The organism is Allobosea sp. 01N443 (assembly GCF_056399325.1).
In genome coordinates this window covers 1-23,176 of record NZ_JBFTRC010000059.1, presented here as the reverse complement: position 1 = coordinate 23,176, position 23,176 = coordinate 1, and the positions used below count along the sequence as shown (strand labels likewise).

25 protein-coding genes and 1 pseudogene are annotated in these 23,176 nt (G+C 66.3%); 17 read left to right on the top strand and 9 right to left on the bottom strand.

All coding sequences use genetic code 11. The features are described from left to right. Positions 1-128 precede the first annotated feature (128 nt). From AC1DRP_RS16300 to AC1DRP_RS16285, 4 genes are read left to right on the top strand one after another with little or no spacing between them, the layout of a single operon-like run. Entirely contained in the window at positions 129-746 is a 618-nt protein-coding gene (locus AC1DRP_RS16300) for a lysophospholipid acyltransferase family protein (protein WP_476768984.1), read from the top strand. Next, the gene (locus AC1DRP_RS16295; protein WP_476768983.1) at positions 743-1,693 is read left to right on the top strand and encodes a phosphatidate cytidylyltransferase; all 951 of its coding nucleotides are present in this window, start codon (positions 743-745) and stop codon (positions 1,691-1,693) included. The genes AC1DRP_RS16300 and AC1DRP_RS16295 overlap by 4 nt, the downstream gene beginning before the upstream one ends. Further along, entirely contained in the window at positions 1,690-2,079 is a 390-nt protein-coding gene (locus tag AC1DRP_RS16290; RefSeq protein WP_476768982.1) for a hypothetical protein, read from the top strand. The genes AC1DRP_RS16295 and AC1DRP_RS16290 overlap by 4 nt, the downstream gene beginning before the upstream one ends. A gap of 3 nt (positions 2,080-2,082) precedes the next feature. Beyond that, positions 2,083-2,724, top strand: a complete 642-nt coding sequence (locus tag AC1DRP_RS16285; protein WP_476768981.1) for a CDP-alcohol phosphatidyltransferase family protein — start codon at positions 2,083-2,085, stop codon at positions 2,722-2,724. Positions 2,725-2,861: 137 nt separating this feature from the next. Here the strand turns inward: AC1DRP_RS16285 and AC1DRP_RS16280 are convergent, their stop codons facing one another. Both AC1DRP_RS16280 and AC1DRP_RS16275 read right to left on the bottom strand, forming a co-directional pair. Further along, positions 2,862-4,067 (bottom strand): ABC transporter substrate-binding protein, encoded by a 1,206-nt coding sequence (locus AC1DRP_RS16280; RefSeq protein WP_441492813.1) that lies wholly within the window; start codon positions 4,065-4,067, stop codon positions 2,862-2,864. 52 nt (positions 4,068-4,119) lie between these two features. Further along, a complete protein-coding gene (locus AC1DRP_RS16275) occupies positions 4,120-5,019 on the bottom strand; it encodes an alpha/beta fold hydrolase (RefSeq protein WP_476768980.1) in 900 nt (299 codons plus the stop codon). Between AC1DRP_RS16275 and AC1DRP_RS16270 the strand changes: the two genes are divergently transcribed. The 5 genes from AC1DRP_RS16270 to AC1DRP_RS16250 all read left to right on the top strand — a co-directional run bounded on the left by AC1DRP_RS16270 (position 5,001) and on the right by AC1DRP_RS16250 (position 9,125). Beyond that, the gene (locus AC1DRP_RS16270; RefSeq protein ID WP_476768979.1) at positions 5,001-5,696 is read left to right on the top strand and encodes a MarR family winged helix-turn-helix transcriptional regulator; all 696 of its coding nucleotides are present in this window, start codon (positions 5,001-5,003) and stop codon (positions 5,694-5,696) included. The two genes, AC1DRP_RS16275 and AC1DRP_RS16270, sit on opposite strands and share 19 nt — an antisense overlap. Positions 5,697-5,836: 140 nt before the next feature. Then, complete coding sequence (gene maiA / locus AC1DRP_RS16265) at positions 5,837-6,472, top strand: maleylacetoacetate isomerase (RefSeq protein ID WP_441492810.1); 636 nt, start codon at positions 5,837-5,839, stop codon at positions 6,470-6,472. Between the two features lie 155 nt (positions 6,473-6,627). Next, positions 6,628-6,879 (top strand): hypothetical protein, encoded by a 252-nt coding sequence (locus tag AC1DRP_RS16260; protein ID WP_441492809.1) that lies wholly within the window; start codon positions 6,628-6,630, stop codon positions 6,877-6,879. Positions 6,880-7,035: 156 nt separating this feature from the next. Beyond that, positions 7,036-7,785, top strand: a complete 750-nt coding sequence (locus AC1DRP_RS16255) for a response regulator (RefSeq protein ID WP_476768978.1) — start codon at positions 7,036-7,038, stop codon at positions 7,783-7,785. Next, positions 7,782-9,125 carry an ATP-binding protein gene (locus AC1DRP_RS16250; RefSeq protein ID WP_476768977.1) on the top strand — a complete coding sequence of 448 codons (1,344 nt, stop codon included), beginning with the start codon at positions 7,782-7,784 and terminating at the stop codon, positions 9,123-9,125. The genes AC1DRP_RS16255 and AC1DRP_RS16250 overlap by 4 nt, the downstream gene beginning before the upstream one ends. Before the next feature lie 113 nt (positions 9,126-9,238). Here the strand turns inward: AC1DRP_RS16250 and AC1DRP_RS16245 are convergent, their stop codons facing one another. Together AC1DRP_RS16245 and AC1DRP_RS16240 are read right to left on the bottom strand one after the other, a co-directional pair. Next, complete coding sequence (locus AC1DRP_RS16245; protein ID WP_476768976.1) at positions 9,239-9,571, bottom strand: YciI family protein; 333 nt, start codon at positions 9,569-9,571, stop codon at positions 9,239-9,241. Between the two features lie 122 nt (positions 9,572-9,693). Further along, positions 9,694-9,873 (bottom strand): hypothetical protein, encoded by a 180-nt coding sequence (locus AC1DRP_RS16240; RefSeq protein ID WP_441492805.1) that lies wholly within the window; start codon positions 9,871-9,873, stop codon positions 9,694-9,696. Between the two features lie 594 nt (positions 9,874-10,467). Between AC1DRP_RS16240 and AC1DRP_RS16235 the strand changes: the two genes are divergently transcribed. Together AC1DRP_RS16235 and AC1DRP_RS16230 are read left to right on the top strand one after the other, a co-directional pair. Beyond that, the gene (locus AC1DRP_RS16235) at positions 10,468-15,075 is read left to right on the top strand and encodes an autotransporter-associated beta strand repeat-containing protein (protein WP_476768975.1); all 4,608 of its coding nucleotides are present in this window, start codon (positions 10,468-10,470) and stop codon (positions 15,073-15,075) included. 85 nt (positions 15,076-15,160) lie between these two features. Then, a complete protein-coding gene (locus tag AC1DRP_RS16230; RefSeq protein WP_476768974.1) occupies positions 15,161-15,595 on the top strand; it encodes a dihydrofolate reductase family protein in 435 nt (144 codons plus the stop codon). Between the two features lie 13 nt (positions 15,596-15,608). Here the strand turns inward: AC1DRP_RS16230 and AC1DRP_RS16225 are convergent, their stop codons facing one another. Next, entirely contained in the window at positions 15,609-15,956 is a 348-nt protein-coding gene (locus tag AC1DRP_RS16225; RefSeq protein ID WP_476768973.1) for a type II toxin-antitoxin system PemK/MazF family toxin, read from the bottom strand. Continuing rightward, the gene (locus AC1DRP_RS16220) at positions 15,943-16,161 is read right to left on the bottom strand and encodes an AbrB/MazE/SpoVT family DNA-binding domain-containing protein (RefSeq protein ID WP_476768972.1); all 219 of its coding nucleotides are present in this window, start codon (positions 16,159-16,161) and stop codon (positions 15,943-15,945) included. Before AC1DRP_RS16220 ends, AC1DRP_RS16225 begins: the two co-directional genes overlap by 14 nt. Positions 16,162-16,441: 280 nt before the next feature. On the opposite strand from AC1DRP_RS16220, the gene AC1DRP_RS16215 reads away from it, so the two are divergent. Then, positions 16,442-17,203, top strand: coding sequence for an alpha/beta fold hydrolase (locus AC1DRP_RS16215; RefSeq protein WP_476768971.1), 762 nt, complete (start codon positions 16,442-16,444; stop codon positions 17,201-17,203). 45 nt (positions 17,204-17,248) lie between these two features. Here the strand turns inward: AC1DRP_RS16215 and AC1DRP_RS16210 are convergent, their stop codons facing one another. Further along, positions 17,249-18,220 carry a GlxA family transcriptional regulator gene (locus AC1DRP_RS16210; protein WP_476768970.1) on the bottom strand — a complete coding sequence of 324 codons (972 nt, stop codon included), beginning with the start codon at positions 18,218-18,220 and terminating at the stop codon, positions 17,249-17,251. A 140-nt stretch (positions 18,221-18,360) separates the two neighbouring features. Here AC1DRP_RS16210 and AC1DRP_RS16205 point away from each other — a divergent pair, with 140 nt between their 5' ends. Both AC1DRP_RS16205 and AC1DRP_RS16200 read left to right on the top strand, forming a co-directional pair. After that, positions 18,361-19,500: a DJ-1/PfpI family protein gene (locus tag AC1DRP_RS16205; RefSeq protein WP_476768969.1), complete on the top strand. Its 1,140-nt coding sequence runs from the start codon at positions 18,361-18,363 to the stop codon at positions 19,498-19,500. A 154-nt stretch (positions 19,501-19,654) separates the two neighbouring features. Further along, positions 19,655-20,098 (top strand): SRPBCC family protein, encoded by a 444-nt coding sequence (locus AC1DRP_RS16200; protein ID WP_476768968.1) that lies wholly within the window; start codon positions 19,655-19,657, stop codon positions 20,096-20,098. A 411-nt stretch (positions 20,099-20,509) separates the two neighbouring features. Here AC1DRP_RS16200 and AC1DRP_RS16195 read toward each other — a convergent pair whose 3' ends face one another. Then, entirely contained in the window at positions 20,510-21,151 is a 642-nt protein-coding gene (locus AC1DRP_RS16195; protein ID WP_476768967.1) for a dihydrofolate reductase family protein, read from the bottom strand. 108 nt (positions 21,152-21,259) lie between these two features. Between AC1DRP_RS16195 and AC1DRP_RS16190 the strand changes: the two genes are divergently transcribed. The 3 genes from AC1DRP_RS16190 (at position 21,260) to AC1DRP_RS16180 (ending at position 22,768) form a co-directional block, all read left to right on the top strand. Continuing rightward, positions 21,260-21,610: an ArsR/SmtB family transcription factor gene (locus AC1DRP_RS16190; RefSeq protein WP_441480415.1), complete on the top strand. Its 351-nt coding sequence runs from the start codon at positions 21,260-21,262 to the stop codon at positions 21,608-21,610. After that, entirely contained in the window at positions 21,594-22,073 is a 480-nt protein-coding gene (locus AC1DRP_RS16185; protein ID WP_441508873.1) for an SRPBCC family protein, read from the top strand. Before AC1DRP_RS16190 ends, AC1DRP_RS16185 begins: the two co-directional genes overlap by 17 nt. A 185-nt stretch (positions 22,074-22,258) precedes the next feature. Then, on the top strand, positions 22,259-22,768 hold the full coding sequence (locus AC1DRP_RS16180) for a GNAT family N-acetyltransferase (RefSeq protein ID WP_476768966.1): 510 nt from the start codon (positions 22,259-22,261) through the stop codon (positions 22,766-22,768). 79 nt (positions 22,769-22,847) lie between these two features. On the opposite strand, the pseudogene AC1DRP_RS16175 reads toward AC1DRP_RS16180, so the two are convergent. Further along, positions 22,848-23,176, bottom strand: a pseudogene (locus AC1DRP_RS16175) (dienelactone hydrolase family protein); the annotation flags it as partial.

The window sequence follows — 23,176 nt, the reverse complement described above, 5'->3', positions numbered from 1 at the left end:
TTCGCGAGCCGTGGTGAGCGAGTGGCAGCTCCGCCCGATCGACGCCGGCCGTCGACAGGGGCGCGATTGAGCGCTACGTCAGCAGGAAGACGTGGTTGGGAATTGAGATGCGCGKAGCTGGGATAAGCTTGGCAGGCACGCTCATTCTGCTGTTTGCCCGCTTCCTCACCGCGGTCCGCGGACAATGGCACGGCGTGGCGCCGAGCGACCAGCAGCGGATCTACTTCGCCAACCACGCGAGCCATGGCGATTTCGTGCTGATCTGGACGGTGCTGCCGCGCCGCCTGCGCCTGGCGAGCCGGCCGGTCGCCGGGAGCGACTACTGGCTGAAAAGCCGTCTTCGGCGCTTCATCGGCTGCGATGTCTTCAACGCCGTCCTGATCGACCGCGAGCGTCCGAGCCGGACGAACGACCCGATCAGCCAGATGACGGATGCGCTCGATGCCGGCTCCTCCCTGATCGTCTTCCCGGAAGGCACGCGCAACAGCACCCCTGCCCCGCTCCTGCCCTTCAAGAGCGGGCTCTTCCACCTGGCGCGCGCCCGGCCGGAGATCGTCCTCGTGCCGGTATGGATCGACAATCTCAACCGCGTCATGCCGAAGGGCGAGTTCGTGCCGATACCCCTGATCTGCACGGTCACCTTCGGGGCCGCGCTCCAGATCGCCCAGGGCGAGACCAAAAGGGATTTTTTGGCGCGGGCGGAAGCGGCCCTGCTCGCCCTCTCGCCAAAGGCCGGCGCGCCATGACGATGCCGCATCCCGATCTCGTGGCGGTGCTCGCCGGCCTGCTCTGCGTGCTCATCGTCGCCTCTGCGATCGGCTACGTGCTTGAGCGCAGGCTGTCGCCTGATGGCTCGCATGCCGTGATCGAGAACCTGAACCACCGGATCCGTGCCTGGTGGGTCATGATCGTGCTGATGGGGCTGGCGCTGATCGGCGGCAAGGCCGGCGTGACCTTGCTCTTCGCCTTCTGTTCCTTCGCGGCCTTCCGTGAATTCATCACGCTGACCACGACGCACCGCGCCGACCACTGGGCGCTGGCGGTAGCCTTCTTCGTCGTGCTGCCGCTGCAATATTATCTCATCTGGATGGACTGGTACGGCCTCTTCTCGATCCTGATCCCGGTCTACGCCTTCCTGCTGATGCCGATCATCGCCGCGCTGCGTGGCGATACGGACGACTTTCTCGTGCGCATCGCCGAAGTGCAGTGGGCGCTGATGATCTGCGTCTTCTGCACGTCGCATGTGCCGGCGCTGCTGAGCCTCGACATTCCCGGCTTCGAGGAGCGCAACGTGCTCCTGATCGCCTATCTCGTCATCGTCGTGCAGATGAGCGATGTCCTGCAATATGTCTGGGGCAAGCTTCTCGGCCGCACCAGGATCGCGCCGAACCTGTCGCCTTCGAAGACGGTCGAGGGTTTCATTGGCGGCGGGCTGAGCGCGGTGGCCGTGGGGGCGGCCCTGTCCTGGATGACACCGTTCACGCTGCTCMAGGCGGCCTTCCTGTCGCTCGTCATCGTCCTGATGGGCTTCTTCGGCGGGCTCGTGATGTCGGYGATCAAGCGCGATCGCGGCGTCAAGGATTGGGGCCACCTGATCGCCGGCCATGGCGGGTTCATCGACCGGCTCGATTCCGTGGTGTTCTCGGCGCCGATCTTCTTTCACCTGGTCCGCTGGGGGTGGTCGACCACATGACACTTCCCGTCACCAGCCTGATGCGAAGCAGCCTCGTGCACATCGCCTTCGCCTTTGTCGCGATGGGGAGCTGGGCGGCATTCGCCAACCGCGCCCATCCGATGCCGGCGCCGCTCCAGGCCGGGTTGATCCAGGGCGCGCTGTCGGCGCTCATCACGCTGCTCCTGAAACGCGGCATCGAGGAACTGGCCAGGCGCTTCTCCGGCCTCGCGGCCCTCCTGGCTCCGCCCCTGATCGCCGGGCTTGTCTCCGCGAGCCTGCTCACCGTGATCCATACGCTTGGTGGCACGCCGGAAATCGCCAGGACGATCGCGGTGCCGTGGACCGTCGCGACCAGCTATGCGGCGCTCTACAATTTCTCGCTCTGGCGCAGCAGGAGGGCCTGAACCGTGGCAGAGGACGGTAATCGACGCCCGCTCGCGAGCCGGGATGCGGGCTGGGCCCGCTCGATCGCGCGCAGGCTGAGCGCGKCCGCGATCACGCCGAACCAGATCTCGATGGCGAGCATGGCGATGGCGGCCTTTGCCGGCGCCGGCTTCTGGCTTGCGGRCCTGGCGGATGCCGGGCTGCGCGCCGCCCTGCTCCTGGCGGCTGCCCTGTTCTGCCAGCTCAGGCTGCTCTGCAACCTCTTCGACGGCATGGTGGCGATCGAAGGCGGCAAGCAGGCCCCCGACGGACCGTTCTGGAACGAGTTCCCGGATCGCGTCGCCGATATCCTCATTCTCGTCGGCGCCGGCTACGGGGCCGGGATCCCGGCCCTGGGCTGGGCGGCGGCCGCCCTCGCGGTGCTCACCGCCTACACGCGCGAGCTCGGTCGCGCCTGCGGGCTGCCGGCCGATTTCTCGGGCCCGATGGCCAAGCAGCACCGCATGGCGGTGATCACCGCAGCGGCCGTCTTGTCCCTCCTGGAGCCGCTTTGGCGCGGCCATAACGAGGTCCTGGTCTTCGCTCTCTGGCTCATCGCGGCTGGCGCTGCCGTGACCACGCTGCGGCGGGCCGCAAATGTGGTCCGGGCCTTGCGCGCGCGCTGAGCGAGCTCACGATCTCGCTCGACGCCGTCCCCCGACATTCCCCGACGACCGAAGCGGGACGATACCGGCTGGCAAGGCCCACAGGTGCATCGTCTCAATTACAATAGAGGTGACTTCAGTCGCCGGGCCGCCCGCAGCTATTTCGGAAGCAGCGGGCACTTGCTCTGGGAGAGCGGCCAGACGGTTTCTTCCGGCGCAATCGTTCGCACGATCTCGAAATAATCCCACGGCCCCTTGGAATCCGCCGGCTTCTTGACACGGGCGAGATACATCTCGCGCAGCACGCGGCCATCTGCGCGGATCGTCGCCCCCTTCGTGAAAGCGTCGTTGATCGGCATCGCCTTCATCGCGGCGGCAACCTTGTCGGGATCGTCGGTGCCGGCCTCGTTGATGGCCTTGAGGTAATGCCGGACGGAGCCGTAGACGCCGGCATGCAGCATCGAGGGCATCATCCCGGTCCGCTCCATGAACTGCTTCGACCAGGCGCGCGAGGCGTCATCGATGTCCCAGTAGGACGCCGTGGTCAGATACGTGCCCTGCGTCGCCTTCAGCCCCAGGCTGTGTACGTCCTGCAGGAAAAAGATCAATGCCGCGAGAGACTGGCCTTGCTCGGCCAGACCGAACTCGCCGGCCTGCTTGATGGCATTGACCGTGTCGTTGCCGGCGTTGGCGATGCCGATCACCTTCGCGCCGGAGGCCTGGGCCCGGAGCAGGAACGAGGAGAAATCGGCATTGTTCAGGGGATGACGAACCGCGCCGAGTACCTTGCCGCCATTGGCCTCGACCACGTCGGTCGCGTCCTTCTGCAGCTGATGACCGAAGGCGTAGTCGGAGGCCAGCATGAACCAGGTGTTGCCCCCGGCCTTGACGACCGCCGACGCAGTGCCGCGCGAGACGGCATAGGTGTCATAGGTCCAGTGGAATCCGTAAGGCGAGCACTGCTCGTTGGTCAGCGCCGTCGTCCCGGCACCCGAATACATCACGATGCGCTTCTTCTCCCGTGCCAGCGATTGCACCGCCAGCGCCACCGCCGAGTTCGGCACGTCGACGATCGCATCGACCTTGTCGATGTCGAACCACTGCCGCGCGACCGTGGTGCCGACATCCGCTTTGTGCTGATGGTCGGCCGTGACGATCTGGATCGGCTTGCCGAGCACGGTTCCGCCGAACTCCTTGACCGCCATCTCGGCCGCGACGACCGAGCCTTTGCCGGTGATATCGGCCGTCACTCCGGCCATGTCGGTCAGGACGCCGATCTTGACGACATCGTCGCTCACCTGCGCCTCGGCGGCGGTCGTGCAGGCGAATGCGGTCAGGGCTCCGGCCAGTAGCAGCGTCTTCATGAGTGTCCTCCCAGGACTGGTCCGCTTGCTGCGGTTCGCTTGAAACAGGGGGTCAGAGTTCCCGGCCGGCCAGCCAGAGGAGCAGCCGGTCCGCGATGGCGTCGCTGTTGTCTTCGATCATCGGCATGTGGCCGTTGCCGGAGGTGCCCTCGTCCGGCAGCCACAGGAACTCCGCCCCCAGATAGCGGGCGGTCGCCTCGTCTATCGCGCGCGGATGGCGTGGATCGTGATCACCGGTGACGATCAGGATCGGCGTCCGAGCCAGCGCGGCCGGGTCCGCGATCTGCAAGCCGCGCCCGCCGATGTTGAAGCGCTCGTTGAACAGCCGCGCGCTCTCCGGGACAATCGAGAGCCGATACTGCTCGAAGGCCTGACGCGGAAAGCGCGGAGCGTTGGCCCAGAAGCTCCGCATGAACGCCTCGCCGACCACGACCGGCCTGTCCTCGGGCAGCATCACAGGGCAGCCCAGGCTGACATCGTCCCTGAGCTTCGCAATCGCTTCCGGGTCGTCGGGCAGCACGGGGAGGATGTTGGCCGGCGCGCCCGGCGCAACGCCGATCACGGCGGCGACCGCGCCAGGGGCCCGCTCCGCGATCCACCACGCCATCGGCCCGCTGGCGGAGTGGACCAGGAGGACGGCCGGCCCGACCATCTCCACAAGGGCGAGAATGGATTGCGCGATCTCGCGGGTCGACAGGGTCGCCAGATTCCCGCACGCCGGCGAGCGGCCGTGGCCGGGCCAGTCCACCACGAAAACGTCGCGCCCCGCTGCCGCGAAGCGGGTCGCCCAGCCCTGGCGCCCGTCCGGCGTCGCGAGATAGCACTGGCCGGTGTGACAGCCGCCATGGACCATGACGACGGGCAAGCGCCTGGGCCCGGCTATCGCGGCGATATGGTCGACATAGATCGGCAGCGATCCGGTTGCAGCGAAGAATGCTCGCCCGAACGACACGCCTGTCGCGGCGGGGCGAGCGCTGGCGGGAACCGGGATATCCATGCGATCCTCCCCGGGGACTGGGCGGCATCGCCAAGTCCTCTCATTGCCCGGAATGCTACGACTGCGATGTCATGACAGCAACAAAAAAGTCTCATATGAGACGAAATTCAGAAGCGACGGACCTGGAAGCGACGGACCTGGACGTGGCCGGGGTGGGTCGCGAAGAGGGCCTGCGCGCGATGCTCGGAGGCACCGAGATACCAACGGCCTACAGGATCGGTTACATCCTGAACTTCTACCGCGAGCCGTCATTCCGGCGGATCGAGGCCGAATTCGGCCTGACGCGCCCCGAGATCGTGATCCTGCTGGCGCTGCATTCCCGCGAAGGCATCACCGCTGCCGAGTTCTGCGAATTCTCGGGTCATCTCAAGGCGGGCGTCAGCCGTGCGGCCATCGCGCTGGAGAAGAAGGGGCTGATCCGACGGCTGACCGATGAAGCCGACAGCCGACGTCAGCGGCTCTTCCTGACCGATCCCGGCCGAGCCCTGTATCAGCGCTACATTCCGGCGTTGAAACTTCGCGAGGCGGCGATGCTGTCCTGCCTGTCCAAACCAGAACGAAGACAACTTGATCAGCTGCTCGACAAGCTCGCCGCCCATGTGCCGGACTGGGGTTCGCTTTCGGAGCTATAGCGTCTCCCGTTACCGCCAGCTTTTGCGGGTCGGACAAGCGGCGCTGGCAGCCTATGTACTGGCCCTCATGTATATAGCCGGCGCCACCTGGTTTCGATCAAGGCCCGGCCGTCATCGTTCCGCGTCGAGGGGGAGGCAGGATGAAACTCTATACCTATTGGCGGTCCACCTCGTCATACCGCGTTCGCATTGCGCTCGCGCTCAAGGGGCTCGAAGTCACGCCGCGCTTCGTTCATCTCGTCCGGAACGGCGGAGAGCAACATGGCGCGAGCTATCGCGCGCTCAACCCGCAAGGCCGGTTGCCGGCACTGGAACTCGACGACGGCACCATCCTGACCCAATCGCCCGCCATCATCGAATATCTCGAGGAGACCTGTCCGGCTCCGGCGCTCCTCCCGCGCGACCCGGTCTTGCGTGCGAAGGTCCGGGCCGTCGCAGCGATCATCGGCTGTGACATTCATCCCCTCCACAACGTCGCGCCGCTGTCCTATCTCAGGCAGAATCTTGGGCAGGCCGAACCGGAGGTTGCGGCCTGGATCGCCACCTGGATCGGACAGGGGCTCGGCGCCGTCGAGGCGCTGATTGGCGACGAGGGTTATTGCTTCGGCCCCCTGCCCGGCCTGGCGGATATCTACCTGCTGCCCCAGCTCTACGCAGCGCGGCGTTTCCAGGTGCCGATCGACCATTGCACGCGCATCCTGCGGGTCGAGCGATTGTGCAACGAGCACCCTGCCTTCAGGAGTGCCCACCCGTCGATGCAGGGCGATGCCGAGTAGCTGGCCCGACATATCGTCAAGGCGCCAGTTCCGCCCTGCGCCAGATGCGGAGGATGCGCTCAGGGATACAAACGGAAACACTCCAGCAACATCCGTTCGGCACTGGGGCCACAAACGCGACCTATCCGGCAGGCTCACGCAACGTCGGAGCGCCTATGCCGGATATCCCTTCACCCTTGCGGCCGGGCTCGTCGCTGAGGCGCGCCCTGGGGGTCCTCGCCGCAGCAGCCATGTGGATCAGCGTGGTGCTCTTGCGCATCTTCGGGGCCGACACCGCCGACACTGCCTCGGCCTGCAGCCGCATGGTCTATCGCGATCCGGTGACGGGGCGGGAGCAAGCCATCGGAGCCGTCCGGATCGCTGCGGACGGCACGATCCGATGCCGCGATCTCGCCTATCGGCCTTAGATCATCGGTCCGGATATCGTATCCGGTCCGATGATCTAACCAACTGTGATTGCATCGGCTTTGCCCCGAAAACCGCAATCCACTTTTCCGGCCGATGCTTCGGCCCTGCCGATGCTTTAGCCATGATGACGGCTGCAGGGGACCTAAGCCTCCGATATGCTCACATCGCTTGAAACCTGGAAACCTGACGTGAGCGCATCGGCGCATATCCTGATCGTCGAGGACGATCGCGAGATCAGCACGCTGGTCGCGCGCTATCTCGCGCAGAACGACATGCGGACCTCCACCGCGCGCGACGGGCGCGAGATGGACCGGATTCTGCGGGACGGCCGGTTTGACCTCATCGTGCTCGATCTCAATCTCCCCGGCGAGGACGGGTTCTCGATCTGCCGGCGGCTGGGCCTGACGATGCAGCTGCCGATCATCATGCTCACCGCCCGCAGCGAGGATATCGACAGGATCATCGGCCTCGAAATGGGGGCCGACGATTATCTCGGCAAACCGTTCAACCCGCGCGAGCTCCTGGCCCGCATCCGGGCGGTGCTGCGGCGACGGGGCAGCGGACAGGCCGATCCGGACGAGCTTCCCGGCTCCTTTTCCTTCGCGGGCTGGACGCTGAATGCCAATAACCGCGAGTTGACCAATCCCGACAATGTCCGTGTCACTATCACCGGCGCCGAGTTCGATCTGCTGCGGGTGTTGTGCGAGCGGCCCGGGCGCGTGCTCGCGCGCGATGCGCTGCTCGATCTGACGCAGGGACGCGCCGCCACACCGTTCGAGCGCAGCATCGATATCCTGATCAGCCGGCTGCGCCAGAAGATCGAGCGCGAGCCGCGCGAGCCCGAACTGATCAAGACGATCCGCTCGGGCGGATATCTCTTCACGCCCGCCGTCGCCCGGCAATGATCCACCCGTTTCGCCTGCCCGCACGGATCGGCAGCCAGATCGCGCTGCTCGTGATCGGCGTCATCGGCCTGCTCTATCTCGTGCTCTCCGTCGCCCTGGTCTGGCAGGCGCCCCGCGGCAGACCAGGCCCGCCAGCCTATGAGAGCGTGGCGACGATCGCGAAGCTGGTGGCCCGGACGCAGCCTGAGCTGCGCCAGATGGTCGTCGAGACCGCGAACACGGCAGATCGGCGCTACCGGTTCACGCTATCGGCCAAGGACCCCGCCCCCTTGCCAGCGCAGCCGCATCCTTTCGCCGCGGAGGGCATGGCGCAGCGCCTGGGCGAGGGTTTTGCGGTGCAGCCGAACCCGGTGCCTGACGGGGACAGGCCGCCGCAAGGCTATGCGATCCGGCTTCCCGACGGCACGGGCCTCGATGTCGAGATCGCGCCCGGTGGAATGGGGACACCGCCACCGCGCCCCATCTCCATTCTGGTGGTCGCCACGATCATCGTGCTCGGGCTCAATATCGGCGCGCTGACGCTCTGGGCCTCGCGCGGCATCACGGCGCCGCTCGCGCGCTTCGCCTCGGCTGCCGAGGAGTTTTCGATCGACCGCGATCCCTCGCCGCTGCCCGAGGAGGGCCCCCTCGAAGTCCGCACCGCCGCGCGCGCCCTCAACCGCTTGAGGGACCGTATCCATGCGCTGTTTGCCGACCGCACGCGCATGCTGGCGGCGATCAGCCACGACCTCAGGACGCCGATCACGCGCATGCGCCTGCGCGTCGAGTTCATCGAGGACGCTGTCCTGCGCGCTCAGTTCACCCGCGATCTGGAGCATATGGGCACCATGGTGCAGGGCGCGCTGTCCTATCTGCGCGATGTCGACCGGCGCCAGAAGCGCGGTGCTGTCGACCTTTCGAGCCTGCTCCAGACCGTCGCGGACGAGTTCAGCGATATCGGCACATCGACGCGCTACGAGGGGCCGCGACGGCTCGTCGCGACAGGCGATGCCCAGCAGCTGGAGCGCGCCGTGACCAATCTCGTCGAGAACGCGGTGCGCCATGGCACGCAGGTGATCATCCGCCTTCGCAACGAACCCGATGCCCTCCTGATCGAGGTGGCCGACGATGGCCCCGGTATTCCGGAAGCCGATCGCTTGCGCCTGCTCGAACCCTTCATGCGCGGCGACGAGGCACGCGGGCGGATCGATTCAGAAGGCTTTGGCCTCGGCCTCGCCATCACCCGGTCGATCGCGGCCGCCCATGATGGCGAGCTGAGCCTGCACGACAACCAGCCGCGCGGCCTCTTGGCCCGGATCAGCCTGCCGCGCCTGGCCGCTGCGGCTCCTGAGAGCGCCTGAGCGCTTACACCTTTGCCCGGCCGTGCCGCGACAGTCGCGTGGACCCGAACGGGACAGTCATGGCTGCATGTCCCCGCCCCCGCCATCGCTTGAGCGCAGCGCGACGTGCCGCTTCATGAGCGTTGCTCGAGCGGCCACACCTCAACGACGCCATGGGCCACGGCGCAGGGCGTTCGTGAAACCATAGCGATGGCCTCGGCCAGATCGGCGGCTTCGATGATGGCAAAGCCCGCCACCGGCAATGACGACGTCATGAATGGGCCATTGGCCGTTTCAACCTGGGCAGCGTCGGGATTGCGCACCTGCACGGGAACGCCCGCGATACCCATCAACACTCCGTCTTTCTGCAACGCCGCATCATGGGCGTGGGCTGCGTCTCGAACGGCTACCGGGGTACGGTCGTAGCCCTCACGGTCTCCATACCCGATCGTCACGAATGTCGGCACGGGTCGCCTCCTCCAACTGGCCAAAGCATCGGCCGCAAGAGCGGATTGCGGCTTTCGGGGCAAAGCCGATGCAAACGCAAAGGTTGGATCACCGGACGCGATAGGATGTCCGGTCCAATGGTCTAGCGGAGCTTGGCGATCCCGATGCCATCCTGTTTCGCGCGGTCCTTGATGGATTCCTCACTGCGGGTCATCGCCTTCGAAATCGCTTTCAAGGCCATGCCCTTCCTGGCGAGCAGCTTCAGCTTCTCCAGTTCCTCATGGGTCCAGGGTTGGCGATGCCGTTCAAATCTCTCGGCCACGATCTGCTCCTGCTTCGCCGGGACATCTCCCGCATTCGCGTCCACTATAGCAGTGATGGCGACTATAGCAGTGATGGCGACGAATTTGGCCCCACGTGTCGATGGAAGCCGAGCCCATCCGGCCGCTCGGCGCCAGAACCTGGGTCTCCGCCCGAAAGCAGACCTCTGCTCCGCCGCCGCGTCACGAGCACGCCGGCACACTGTATGGCTGCGCGGGCAGCTAGACGCATGGGGTTCTGCAATGGCTGCTCTTCTGGGAGGCGTGATAGCTGAGGGTTCGTCCGTCCTCGTTGCTGAATCGCGGCGGGGCGCGACAATGCCGCAAGGTCAGAAAGCAGGTGCATCACGATCTTAAATCGCTAAACTGCACGGGTTGCGTCGCGGGCTAATGGCGACGGCCTATGCCTACCGTGAGAGCCTATGATCTCCTGCCTACAGCGCGCCACGCGCGGGACGACATCCTTCACTGCCCCTTCCGTGCTCGCAACCGGCGTCATAGCCGCGGGGCTGTGGCATAAAATGATGCCTTCGAGGAGCCGTGACGTCGCCGCCAATACGCTATCGCGTTGGCGGGGTGCGCTGGTGGACACAACGATGGTGAGCGGTCTGGCGCTCGCCGTCGCTGCAACGCCTGTGATGGCCCCCGGCACGGCGCATGCGGCGGACTGGCTGGGCAGCAGCGGGGACTTCAACCTCGATTCGAACTGGGCCGGCGGTACCGTGCCGACGGATACGGCGACCTTCACGAACAGCCCGACGGCAGAGCGAAATGTCACCGCGTCCGGCGGTACACTCACGCTGCTCGAGTACAACAACAACGCCCTCGCCTACACGCTGTCGACAGCCCCCGGCTCGGCTCTGTATATCACCAACATCACCAATAATTCGACCTCCGAGCAGACGCTGTTTGCAGGAGCAGCGGGCGGGTTCGGCATCTCTGGCACGATTACCGGCGCGATGGCACTTACTGCTGGACCAGGCTCCGGCTCGATACAGTTCTTCGCCGGGAGTTCGGCTGCGGGCTCGCGATTTATCGGCCAGGGCGGACTACTGAATTTGGCCATGGGCGCCGGTGATACGCTGTCGATCGGTTCGATCGAAGGCACCGGGATCATACGAGCCGGGGGGGGGGCACAAACTCTGTCGGTTGGCGGCCTAAATTCGGACACCGCCTATGCCGGCGTGATCCAGGATCCAGTCAGCCTCACCAAGGTCGGCACCGGCGGCCTGACCCTGTCCGGTGCGAACATCTATACGGGTTTGACGACAGTTTCGGCGGGCACGCTCACGGTCTCCAACGCCAGTGGCCTCGGCGCGGTTTCCAGCGGAACGACGGTCGACTCGGGTGCGACGCTCGCCTTGACGGGCGGTATCACCGTCGGCGCCGAGGCTCTGACGCTGTCGGGGACTGGCGTGTCGGGGGGCGGCGCTCTCACCAGCTTGAATTCTGGCGCGAACACCTTCCAGGGCGCGATCTCCCTTGCGGCATCCAGCAGCATCAATGTCCAGAACCTGAGCTCGCTGAATCTTTCGGGCGGCATCACTGGATCCAACACGGATCTGACGCTTGGCGGCTCCAGCAACAATGGCGGCACCATCCGTGGCGTGATCGCCATCGGCTCCGGCTCGATCACGAAGTCCGGCTCCCAATGGACCCTGGCAGGCGCCAACACCTATTCCGGCCTCACTACCGTGAATTCGGGCAGCCTGTTCGTGACAAACAGTCTCGGTCTCGGCTCGACGGCGAACGGAACGGTGGTGGCATCGGGCGCGTCCCTTATACTCGGCGGCAGCGTCAACATCGTCGGGGAGGCGCTCACGCTCTCGGGCAGCGGCACAGGTGGTTTCGGCGCCCTGCAAGCGGGCGGTGGTACGAACACCTATGGCGGAGACATCACTCTCGCCGCGGACAGCCAGATCAACGCCGGCCTTTTGACCTTTCCAAGTACGTTGACCGTCTCCGGCGGCATTACCGGCTCGGGCCAAAACCTGACCCTCGCCGGCCCCGGGACAGGGACCGCATCCGGGGTGATCGCTACGGGGACAGGCGGGCTGACGAAGATAGATGCAGGCACCTGGACGCTCACCGGCGCCAACACCTATACCGGCGCAACCACGATCAACGGGGGCACGCTGATCGTGAACGGCTCGCTGGCTTCGTCCAGCGTGAGCGTCGGCAGCGGCACGACGCTTGGCGGTTCGGGTTCGATCGCGGGAGCGGTGACGGTCGCCTCCGGCGGAACGCTGTCGGCCGGCAACAGCCCGGGCACGCTCACGGTAGGATCGCTGGCGCTGAATGCCGGCTCGAACACCGTGTTCGAACTCGGCACCCCTGGAGTCGCGGGCGGCGCGACCAACGACCACATCATCATCAACGGCAGCGGGGCGGCCGGCAACCTGACGCTCGGCGGCACGCTCACGGCCAATGTCGCTTCGGCCGGCTATTATCGCCTGTTCGACGTCACCGGCGGCGGCACGATCAGCGGCAGCTTCTCTTCGCTTGCCCTGACCGCGCCCAGCGTCGCGGGCGCGACCGGGACGGTCTACAGCATGCCTGCCGGCCTGCCGCCGCAAGTCAATCTTGCCGTGCTCGGGGCCGGCCAGATCCTGCAGTTCTGGGACGGCGCCGACCAGACCGGCAACGGTGCCGTCGATGGCGGCACGGGCACCTGGAACGGCGGCAACACCAACTGGGCGGTGGCGCCGGGCGAGGTGGGCTTCAATGCCCCGTGGCTGAGCTCGGTCGGCGTGTTCCAGGGCATAGCCGGCACGGTGACGGTGTCCGGCACGCAAAACTTCGACACGCTGCAGTTCACCAGCGACGGCTATCTGCTGACCGGAGGTTCTCTCGGCCTCGGCGTCGCCGGTGGCGGCACGATCAACACGGCAGCCGGCGTCACCGCTTCGATCGGCTCGGCCATCATCGATGGCGTCGGGACCAGCCTGACCAAGGCCGGTGCCGGCACGCTGGCGCTGTCCGGCGCCAACAGCTATTCCGGCGGCACGCTGCTCAACGCCGGCACCCTCGCCGTCGGATCGGCGAGCGCGCTCGGCACAGGYACGCTGCAGATGGCGAGCGGGACGACGCTTCGTGCCAACGCCCCTGCTCTCACGCTGGCCAACGCCGTGGCGTTGTCGAGCGGCACCGCCTTCGTCGATACCGGTTCGTTGGATTTTGGCCTGGCCGGCGTCATCAGCGGCGGGGGCACGCTCTCCAAGACGGGCGCCGGGGTCCTGACGCTGTCGGGGACCAACACCTACTCCGGCGCCACCTGGATCCAGCAAGGCACGCTACGGATGGGCGGGGTGGGCGTCCTGCCGAACCAGACGGCGGTGCAGATTTCGGCCGGGGCGGTCTTCGATCTCAACGGCATCGCCCAGACGGTCGGCTCGCTGTCCGGCACGGGCGACGTGCTCCTGGGTGGCACGACGCTGACCGCCGGAGGCAACAACAGCAGCACGACCTTCTCCGGCACGATCTCGGGCGCGGGCTCGCTGCTCAAGACCGGTACCGGCACGCTGACGCTGAACGGAACCAACACCTACACGAGCGTGACCCAGGTGTTCGGTGGCAGCCTCGTCGTCGACGGCTCGGTCGCGACGCCGGTGATCGTGCATGCGGGTGCGACGCTCGCTGGCTCCGGCTCGGTCGGCGCGACCACGATCGGCGGCACGCTTTCGCCGGGCAATTCGCCGGGGACGCTGACCGTCAACGGCAGCCTCGTGATGGGCGTCGCCTCGACCTATATCGCCGAGGTGCAAGGCACTGTCGCGGACCGGGTCAACGTCACCGGCACGGCCTCGCTGGCGGGTACGCTGCGGATCGTGCCGCTCGGCGGCGCCTACAGCTTCTCCTCCCCCTACACGCTGCTCTCGGCAGCGGGCGGGCTCGGCGGCACGCGCTTCGGCCCGGTCGACACGACCGGCTCCTTCGGCGACGGTGTCACCACTGCGGTGAGCTACACCGGCAACGACGTGCTGCTGACGCTGACGCCGAAGCCGCTGGCGCCAATCGTGACGCCGACGCTCGGCGTCACAGCGCCGCGCAACGCCGCCTCGATCGCTTCGGCCATCGACAGTGCGGTGGCCAATGGCGTCGACCCGTCCGCGCTGTTCGGGATCTACAACCTGCCGGCGGCGGCGATCCCGGCGGCTGTGAACTCGCTCTCGGGCGAGGTCCATACGGCGGCGCCCGCGATGGCGCATGTCGCTTCAGACCAATTCCTGCGCACCATGCTGGACGGCTCGGGCAGCGGCCGGCTCTCAGGAGCGCCCGGCGGCCCTGCCGGCGTGGCCGGCTTCACAGCCGACCTGCCATCGAGGCAGGATGGGCCGGGACGCCCGACCTTCGATCCGGCGCGCTTCACGCTCTGGGGCGCGACTTTCGGCTCGACCGGACGAACCGACGGCGACCGGGTCGTGGGTTCGGCCAACCGCAACCTCTCCGATGCGCACGTCGCGGTCGGCGCCGACATCCGGCTGGGCTCCAGCACGGTCATGGGCGCCGCAGTCGCGGGTGGCCAGTCGCGTGCCTCGCTCTCGGGCGGGCTCGGCAAGGCGCAGGCCGATGTCTTCCAGGCGGGTCTCTACGGCCGCACCACGCTTGGCTCCGTCAACCTTGCCGGCGCGCTCGGCTATGCCCGGCTCGACACCGACACCAGCCGCGCCATCCCGGCGCTGGGCCGCACCGGCGTGGCCGCCTCCTATGCGACGCAGGCCTGGTCCGGCCGGATCGAGGCGAGCCTGCCGGTGGCCGGCTGGGGTGGCCTGACGCTCTCGCCGCTCGCCGCCTTCCAGGCGGTGCGGGCGAACAGCCCGGCTGCGGTCGAGCGCGACGGGATGGGCGCGACCGCCGGCATGCTGACGCTGCCGCGGCGCACCGACATCACCAGCCGCAGCGAGCTCGGCCTGCAGCTCGACGCCAACCTGATCGCGGGCGCATCTCCCGTCACCGGCTTCGTCCGCGCCGCCTGGGCGCACTACTACCAGCGCGACGCCGACCTCACCGCCGCGCTCAACGGCCTGCCCGGCGCGAGCTTCGCGGTGAGCGGTGCCAGGCCCGACCGCAATGCGGCGCTGCTCGCGGCGGGAGCCGATATCAAGCTCAGCCAAACCGTCAGCCTCGGCATGCGCGTCGACTCGGAGCTGTCCGGGAACACGCAACGTGTCGGCGGCACTGCCCAGCTCAGGGTGAATTTCTAAGAAACCCGCGACGGCGCCAGCGCCGATCGAGCGGCCGAGACGCGGCCGCTCGATGGTGTCCAGACGATCGCTTCGACGCCACGCAATGTCAGCTATCGGCACGTCGCCGAACGGCCGCTCACCACCCATCTCAAACGTTGCTGGCGACGTGGAGGCGCCGCCGGCGATACGCGAGTGGGCGGTCAAGCTGGACGCCAAGCCGAAATACGTGGTGTCGTCGACGCGAACGGACTTCCCCTGGACCAACAGCCACCACATCGCCGGCGACCTGCGCACGGGCGTGCAGAGGCTCAAGGACGCGACCCCGGCCGGCGTGCTCCTCTGTAGCGGCAAGCTCGCGACCGAGCTGGACCGGCTGGATCTGATCGACGAGTACAAGGTCCTCGTCCATCCCAGGATCGCCGGCCACGGCCCAACCCTCTACCAGAGCGGGCTGCCCAGCACGCGACGGCTCGAGCTGATCTCGGCCACGCCGCTCCGCAGCGGCGCCGTCGCCACGCATTACCGGCGCGAGCGCTAATCCAGAGCAGCCTCTAAACGCCCATAGACGTCCGCAGTTGATCTCCAACCTGGGCCATTGTCGTCGGCTTGATCCGGCCCAGCTTCTCCGCGTGGCCTGCCTCGATCGTCGCGATTTTGCATGGGCGAATAACCGATGGCGCCGGCAACCCGACCTCGCCATAAGTCAGGCCCAGCGACACGTCGCCCGGCCATGACCGGTTCTCGGCGCTGGTGATCATGACCACCCACAACAGGCCTTCGCCCTCCCCTACGCCGCCATGGCTGACGACAAGCGCCGGCCGATGCTGGCGGGTGTTGCGGTCGTTTAAGGGGAACGGCACACGGACAACGTCACCCTGGCTGAACTCAGAGTTTGGCATAGGCTCTCCGGTCGGCGTCGCTATCCCACTCGCTGAATGTGCCAAACGGGTCTTCGGCCGGGGCTGCTGCCGGTGCCTTGCGGATCACGACCGTGTCGCCCTCGATTCTATAGGCAATCTCGTCGCCCTCGCGCAGATGCAGCGCGGCCCGGATGGGCTGCGGAATCGTCGTCTGCGCCTTTGATGTCAGCTTGCTCGTGATCATGCGGAACTCCTGTAAGGAAGCTCCTTACAGTAAGGAAATTCCTTTCAGACGGCGAGCTAAGAGCGAGTCGCCAGTACGGCGTCTCTCGTTCTGAACCAGGCGGTGGGCGCCTCCCGAGCCCCGGTAAGAGGCGCTGCTGCGCGCCACACGCGGGCATCCGCCACTCCCCGGAAACCGGACGGTCCCGGGCGCCCCTTCCGCCGGCTTCCCAGATCATGCTGACATGGTGCGGCGGCACTCCGGGTTAGCGGAGCTGCCCTGGCATGTGATGGAGCGGGTCGTGAAGGCTTTCTGGGTGAAGACGGCGTCCGCCAATATCCTGTATCAGGACATTCCGGGGACCGGCACGCCCCTGGTATTCATCCACGGTCTCGGCTGCGCGTCATCCTGTGACTATCCGCGCGTGATCGCGGATACGGCCTTGGCCGGGCGCCGGGCGATCCTGGTCGATCTGCTCGGCTCCGGCTTCAGCGAAAGGCCGGCAGACTTCTGCTATTCCATCGAAGGCCATGCTCGCTCGGTTGCCGGGCTCATCGGGAGCGTCTGCGAGGGGCCTGTCAGCCTCTTCGGTCACAGCATGGGAGGGGCAGTGGCGATCACCCTGGCTGCGTTGCTCCCCAAGGTCGAAGCGCTCGTGCTTGGCGAACCGAATCTGGAGCCGGGCGGTGGCTTCTTCAGCAAGGCAATCGCCGACATGTCCGAGGGCGAGTTCGTGGCGCGCGGCCATGCGGCGACCGTCGCGACTGCAAGGGCGGTCGGCAATACGGTCTGGGCTGCCTCATTGGCCATCAGCGCCCCGTTCGCAGTCCACCGGGAAGCAGTATCGCTGATCGCCGGATGCAACCCGACATGGCGCGAAATGCTCGGCAGCCTGACCACGCGAAAAACACTCCTCGTCGGAGAGCGCTCGCTGCCAGCCCCCGAATTTGACGGCTTGCCGGATGAGGGATGCGGCGTCGCGATCGTGCCCCAGGCGGGCCATTCGATGGCGTGGGACAATCCGGGCGGGCTCGCCGAGGCGATCGCCAAGGCAACAGGCTGAGCCTTCGTTCGCCGGGCAGCGCCAAGAAAAGCCGCCTCTGAGCGCTCACGGCTCTGCGTGCATGTCGCGGAATAGCCGTGGCGCAATGCCGAAGCGGCGTTCGAAGGCGTCCGCCAGGCGCGCGGTTGGGAAAAGCCCCACTTGCGCCGCAACCGCCTTCAGCGACAGCCCGCGCGACAGGAGCATGCGCGCGGCGTCGAGCCGGGCGATCTCGACAAAGCGGGCCGGCGTCTCGCCGGTCGCTGCCACGAACTTGCGATGGAAGGTGCGTTGCAACAGCCCGGCGCGGGCCGCCAGCGACGGCACGTCCAGCGGCGCGTCGAGATTCGCCTGCATCCACCCGATTAGGTCGGCAAGCGGGCTGTCGCCCTTCACCTGCGCCTCCAGCAGCGGACTGAACTGGGACTGGTAGCCGGGGCGCCGGGCATAGAGCACCAGCCGTCTGGCAACCTCGCCGGCGATCGACGCATCGAGATCCTGCGTGATCATCGCCAGCGCCATGTCGATGCCGGTGGTGACCCCGGCCGAGGTCCATAGCTTGCCGTCGACCAGATAGAGGGCGTCAGGATCGACTGCCACCTTCGGAAAGGTCTTCGCAAAAGGCGTGCAGGCATCCCAATGCGTCGCGACACGACGGCCGTCGAGCAGCCCGAGTGCCGCCAGGGCGAAGCCGCCAGTGCAGACCGAGCCGAAACGCTCCGCCTGCCCCGCGAGCTGCGGGAGGCCTGCCCAGGGGGCTGAATCCGCCACCGCCTGCAGGAGTGGCTCGCGTTCGGCCCCTGCAACCAGCAGCGTCTGGGCGTCCCCGGGCCGAAGCTCGGCAATCGGTCGCGTCTCCAGCGCGACGCCGCTGCTGCTTTCGATGGCTCCGCCCGGGGCCGATGCGAGTACGACCCTGTAGAACGCCGGCTTGCCGCGCTGCTGCAGGGCGCGGTTGGCGCCGCTGAAGACCGATGTCGGCCCGGAGACGTCGAGCAGCTCGAAACCGCGATAGACGATGAAGGCGACAGCGTGCATTGGCAGAAATTGCCATCTCTTTGTCATGTCCGCCAGAACTCGCCGCTGCTAGTTTCCGCGGGCATGAGGACGTTCCGGATGAGGCCAACCGGCCCATTCGCGGCGTTCCGCCCTTCTTCCGTTCCGGGAGACGTAAAGCGATGTCGAGATCATACGTCCTGTGGGGTGGTGTCGCTCTCATTCTCCTGTCCCTCGCCGGCTTCGGCGGCTGGGTCTTCAGCCTGCCGTCCGCGAGGGCGGCCACAGAGGCGCCGCCGGTGCCGCAGGAGGAAGCCGACGCGATGCGCGTTTCGCTTAAACCCGCGAAGCGCGAGCGCCCCCTGGTCGCGGTGATCGGCATCAACGACGCCACCGAGACGACCGACTACCTGATGCCGGGCGGCATCCTGCGCCGCGCGGACGTAGCCGACGTCATGATGCTGGCGACCGGTCCAGGACCGGTGCGGCTCTTCCCGGCCCTCGTCGCGGAGCCTGACGCCACCATCGCCACATTCGACGCAAGCCATCCCGAAGGAGCCGATTATGTGGTCGTGCCCGCCATGAGCCGTGACGACGATCCAGCCGCGATCGCCTGGATCCGGAGCCAGGCGAAAAAGGGGGCGGCGATCATCGGCATCTGCGCCGGCGCCAAAGTCGTCGCGGCAGCCGGCCTGCTCGACGGCAAGCGCGCGACGACGCATTGGTACTATCTCGGCGCGATGCTGACGCGCAGTCCGACGATCGCCTATGTCCCGGACCGGCGGATCGTCTCGGACAAGGGCGTGACGACCACGACCGGCATCACCGCCTCCATGCCGATGATGCTGACGCTGATCGAGGCGATCGCCGGCCCTGCCAGGGCGGAAGCGGTCGCGCAGGAGCTCGGCCTCGACGCGTGGGATATGCGCCATGCCAGCGGCGCGTTCAGGCTTACCCGTCCGTTCGCGCTGACCGTGCTCGCCAACAGGCTGGCCTTCTGGAACCGGGAGGAACGCGGCATCCCCCTGGTGCCGGGCATGGACGAGGCGACGCTTGCCCTGGTTGCCGATGCATGGTCGCGAACCTACCGCTCCCATGCGACGACCTATGCCGGCGCGATGGAAGCGGTCGAGACCCGCAACGGCCTGCGTATCGTTCCCGACCGCGCGGGCGCGCCCCTGGCGCCAGACCAGCGCGTCGCGACCTTTCCCGACCGCAAGCCTGCCCAGGCGCTCGATCTCGTGCTCGACGCGATCACCGCCCGCTACGGCGCGCGGACCAGCGATGTCGTCGCGATGCAGCTTGAATATCCCAGGCGATAGCGGAGCGATGACGGGGCTGGCCGGTGCTCCGGATTTTTTTTCGGGAGCGCTGTCGAATTCTCACCAGCCCGTTCGTCGTAGATGTGTCGAGCGTGAAGGGCCGCCGGCCGGGAGACAACCGAACACCCTAAAACCGAACCAGGAGGAGAGATCCATGCCGAGCACGATCCGACTGCACCGCGTCTTCGCCGCCAGGCCCGAGAAGCTCTACCGCGCATTCCTCGAACCGGACGCGATTGCGAGCTGGCTGCCCCCTTACGGCTTTACCTGCACCGTCCATGAGCTCGATGCGAAGGTCGGTGGCCACCACCGGATGTCGTTCCGGAATTTTACCACGGGGCACAGCCACGCCTTCGGCGGAACCTATCTGGAGCTCGTTCCCGGTCAGCGCCTCGTCTACACTGACAGGTTCGACGACCCGAACCTGCCCGGCGAGATGAAGGTCACGGTGATCTTGAAGGCCGTGTTCGTCGGCACCGAGGTGACTATCGAGCAAGAGGGCGTGCCGGACGTGATCCCCACCGGGGCCTGCTATCTCGGCTGGCAGGAATCCCTGCGCAAGCTCGCGAAACTCGCCGAGCCCGAGATCAACCAGTAGCAAACGCGGTGCCGGAACGGCTCCGGGACGATCGCTCGCCCTGAGCCCGATCCGGCCCCGCCGCAGCGAGCGTCGGATGGTTCGGCCCCCCTGCCCCCGCTAACGGTATCGGTGCGCCGCTACGAGCGCGCCCTCCCAGGCGAACTGATCCATCTCGAGATCAGGACGTTCAATCGGTTCACCCCACCCTTTGAAGCGGAATGAGGTAGCAAAGACCACCATCCGCTCCTGGCCCGCCGGGCCACTGCCAATGACCGGACGTTCCGAAGGTCGCAGGAAGGGTGGAAACCGGTCGGTCTGCTTTCGGTTATGGAACCAGGAAAAGTGGACATTGGGCGAGGGCAGAAACGGGAAGGCAGTCATCGACCAAGTTTGGGCAGTCCATGATGGCCGTAAGTCACGGCCTGGCGGCTAKCGCTGGAACGTGAGGTGGACAGTGCCGCTCTCGGCCGTTTCCGACTTGACGGTGTAGCCGGCTTCCAACCCGCGTAACTCGTCCCAGAGGCGTATGCCCCGCCCCAGCAGAATTGGGGTAATGGCTACATGCAGGCGGTCGACAAGCCCGGCCTTCAGATAGTCGCGAACCATGGTTGGTCCGCCACCTATCCGCACATCCTTGCCGTTTGCGCCTGTCACGGCCTGCTGCAGCGCATCAACCGGGTCCGCCGCGAGGAAGTGGAACGTGGTGCCTCCAGCCATCTCGATGGAKGGCCGCCGCTTGTGCGTCAGGACGAAGACCGGGCAGCCGAATGGCGGCTCATCGCCCCACCACCCCTTCCAGTTCGGATCGTCGGGAAAGTTGTGCAGCCCGAACTTGCCGGCGCCCATGATTTCCGCGCCGATGTTGTCGAAGTAGTCCTTTGCATACGCATCGTCCATGCCGGTGGTGCCTTTGCCGCTGGTGTCCTTGAACACACGTTCCCGGAACGTCCTCGTCGCGACATAAGCGCCGACCAGGCGCGACCAGTCCTGGCCGAACGGATTGTCTGGCGTCTGGTCCGTCGTTGTTGCGAAGCCATCGAGCGAGATAACAAGGTCCACACGAACTGCCATTGGTGCACTCCCAAACACTAAGGTACTCACCTTCGTATTCGCAGCTAAACACTAAGGCAAGTGCCTTTTTATTATTGACCGGCACGGCCGGCCGCTTTACCGAGCTATATGCCCTACCACTCGACCCCCCTCGACCTCGCCTTTCACGCCCTCAGCGACCCGACCCGCCGCGCGGTGGTGTCGCGACTGGTCGAGGGCGAGCTGCCGGTGACCGCACTGGCCGAGCCTTTCGACATGGCGCTGCCCTCCTTCGCCCAGCATCTCAAGGTGTTGGAGGATTGCGGATTGATCGCCAGCGAGAAGCGCGGGCGCAGCCGCTGGTGCCGGCTGGAGCGGGCGCGCTTCGCCGAGGCGGCAGACTGGATGGAAGCGGAGCGCCGACGCTGGGCCGAGCGGCTCGACCGGCTGGAAACTTATTTGGACAAGGCGGAAGAGAACGACGATGGAAAAGCTGTTTGAGACCTGGTCGCTCGACCGTGAGATCGTGCTGGTCAAGGTGCTGAAGCACCCGCGCAATAAGGTCTTCGCTGCCTGGATGGACCCGGAAGCGCTGGCGCAGTGGTACGGCCCGGCTGGCCTCAACATCGAGAACCACAAGGCCGATATCCGCGAAGGCGGGGAATGGCGCTTCGACATGGTGGGCGTGTTCGAGGGCCAAAAGCAGCGCTTCCCCAATCTCATGCGCTTCCTGAAGGTCGTGCCGAACGAGCTGATCGTGGTGGACTATGGTACCCCGGACCCCAACGACCCGGAGCGCTTCTACATGACGGTTACCTTCGATGAGCAGACCGACGGCAAGACCGTGCTGACCATGCGCCAGCTTCACCCAAGCCGCGAACGCCGACAGGTGGTCGTCGGTTTCGGCGCGGTGGAATATGGGCTGCAGACGCTGGACGGCCTCGCCACTTGGCTGGATGGTTGAACGCTGCTCATCTGGAGGGTTGGCGGTCGCCGCGCCATAGTGCCCATAAACGACCGCTTTCAGGACTTTGCGGTCCAACCGCGAACGTCCGAGATGGGTCGAATTTGCCCCTTCGGCCTTGGTTCGGAAGCTGGCATTCGATCAGGCGAGATGGGAAGCGGTCGTCCACGTGCTCGTCTTGTTCGATGGAACACGCCCTCATTCGCGTTGCCAGCGATGCTGACTGGCAAGTCTACCACGCTATCCGCGGCGCGGTTCTGTGGGAGGAACGGGGTCTAGGCGGCTACGACGATGCCCGTCCGGAAGAGCGACTGCCCCACCACCATCCCCTGCTGCTGAAGTTCAAGGGGCTGGGAGCCGGTACGACAAGGCTCGATGATCGACGCGATGGAACGGGTATCGTCAGGCTCGTTGCCATCACGGCCGCCATTCGCGGACAGGGCCACGGTCGAATCTTGAACGCGATGGTGGAAGGATACGCGCACAGGCTCGGAATCAGTATCCTGTTCGTGAACGCGGCTTCGGATGCTGAAGGGTTCTATCCTGCGACGGGGTGGAAACGCTTCGAGGGCCATCCGCCGCGGCTGCTTGAACACGCTAACAACTGCGTCCCAATGCAGAAGACGATCATCCGCCAAGGGGCAAAATCGACCCAAGCCGGGCTTGGTGGTCTTTGCGACCGAAGACCGCTTTGAAGGAGGCTAACCAAAGCATCGGCCCGAAAAGTGGATTGCGGCTTTCGGGACAAGGCCGATGCAAACACAGAAGGCTGGATCATCGGGCCGGATGCGATATCCGGTCCGATGATCCAGCCAATTCCCGCTCGAGGAATTCGCGAAGTTCAGATGTCGCGCGCCTGCTCGCCGCCTCGTCGAATTTGCTCCAGTGCCCGTAGATCTGACGCGGCTCTGCGAAAATCGGGAAATTGAATGAGTGGTACACGCCTGGGAACACGGTGAGGCTCAGTCCGGCGGGGCCACCGACCTGACGCCGGGCGGCTGCTTCGCAGTCAGATGCGAGGGTCCAATCGTCCCTGTCGCCGATGAGAACGAGTGTCGGGATGACCAAGGGCTCGGTCAGGATCTCGCAAGGCGGGTAATAGG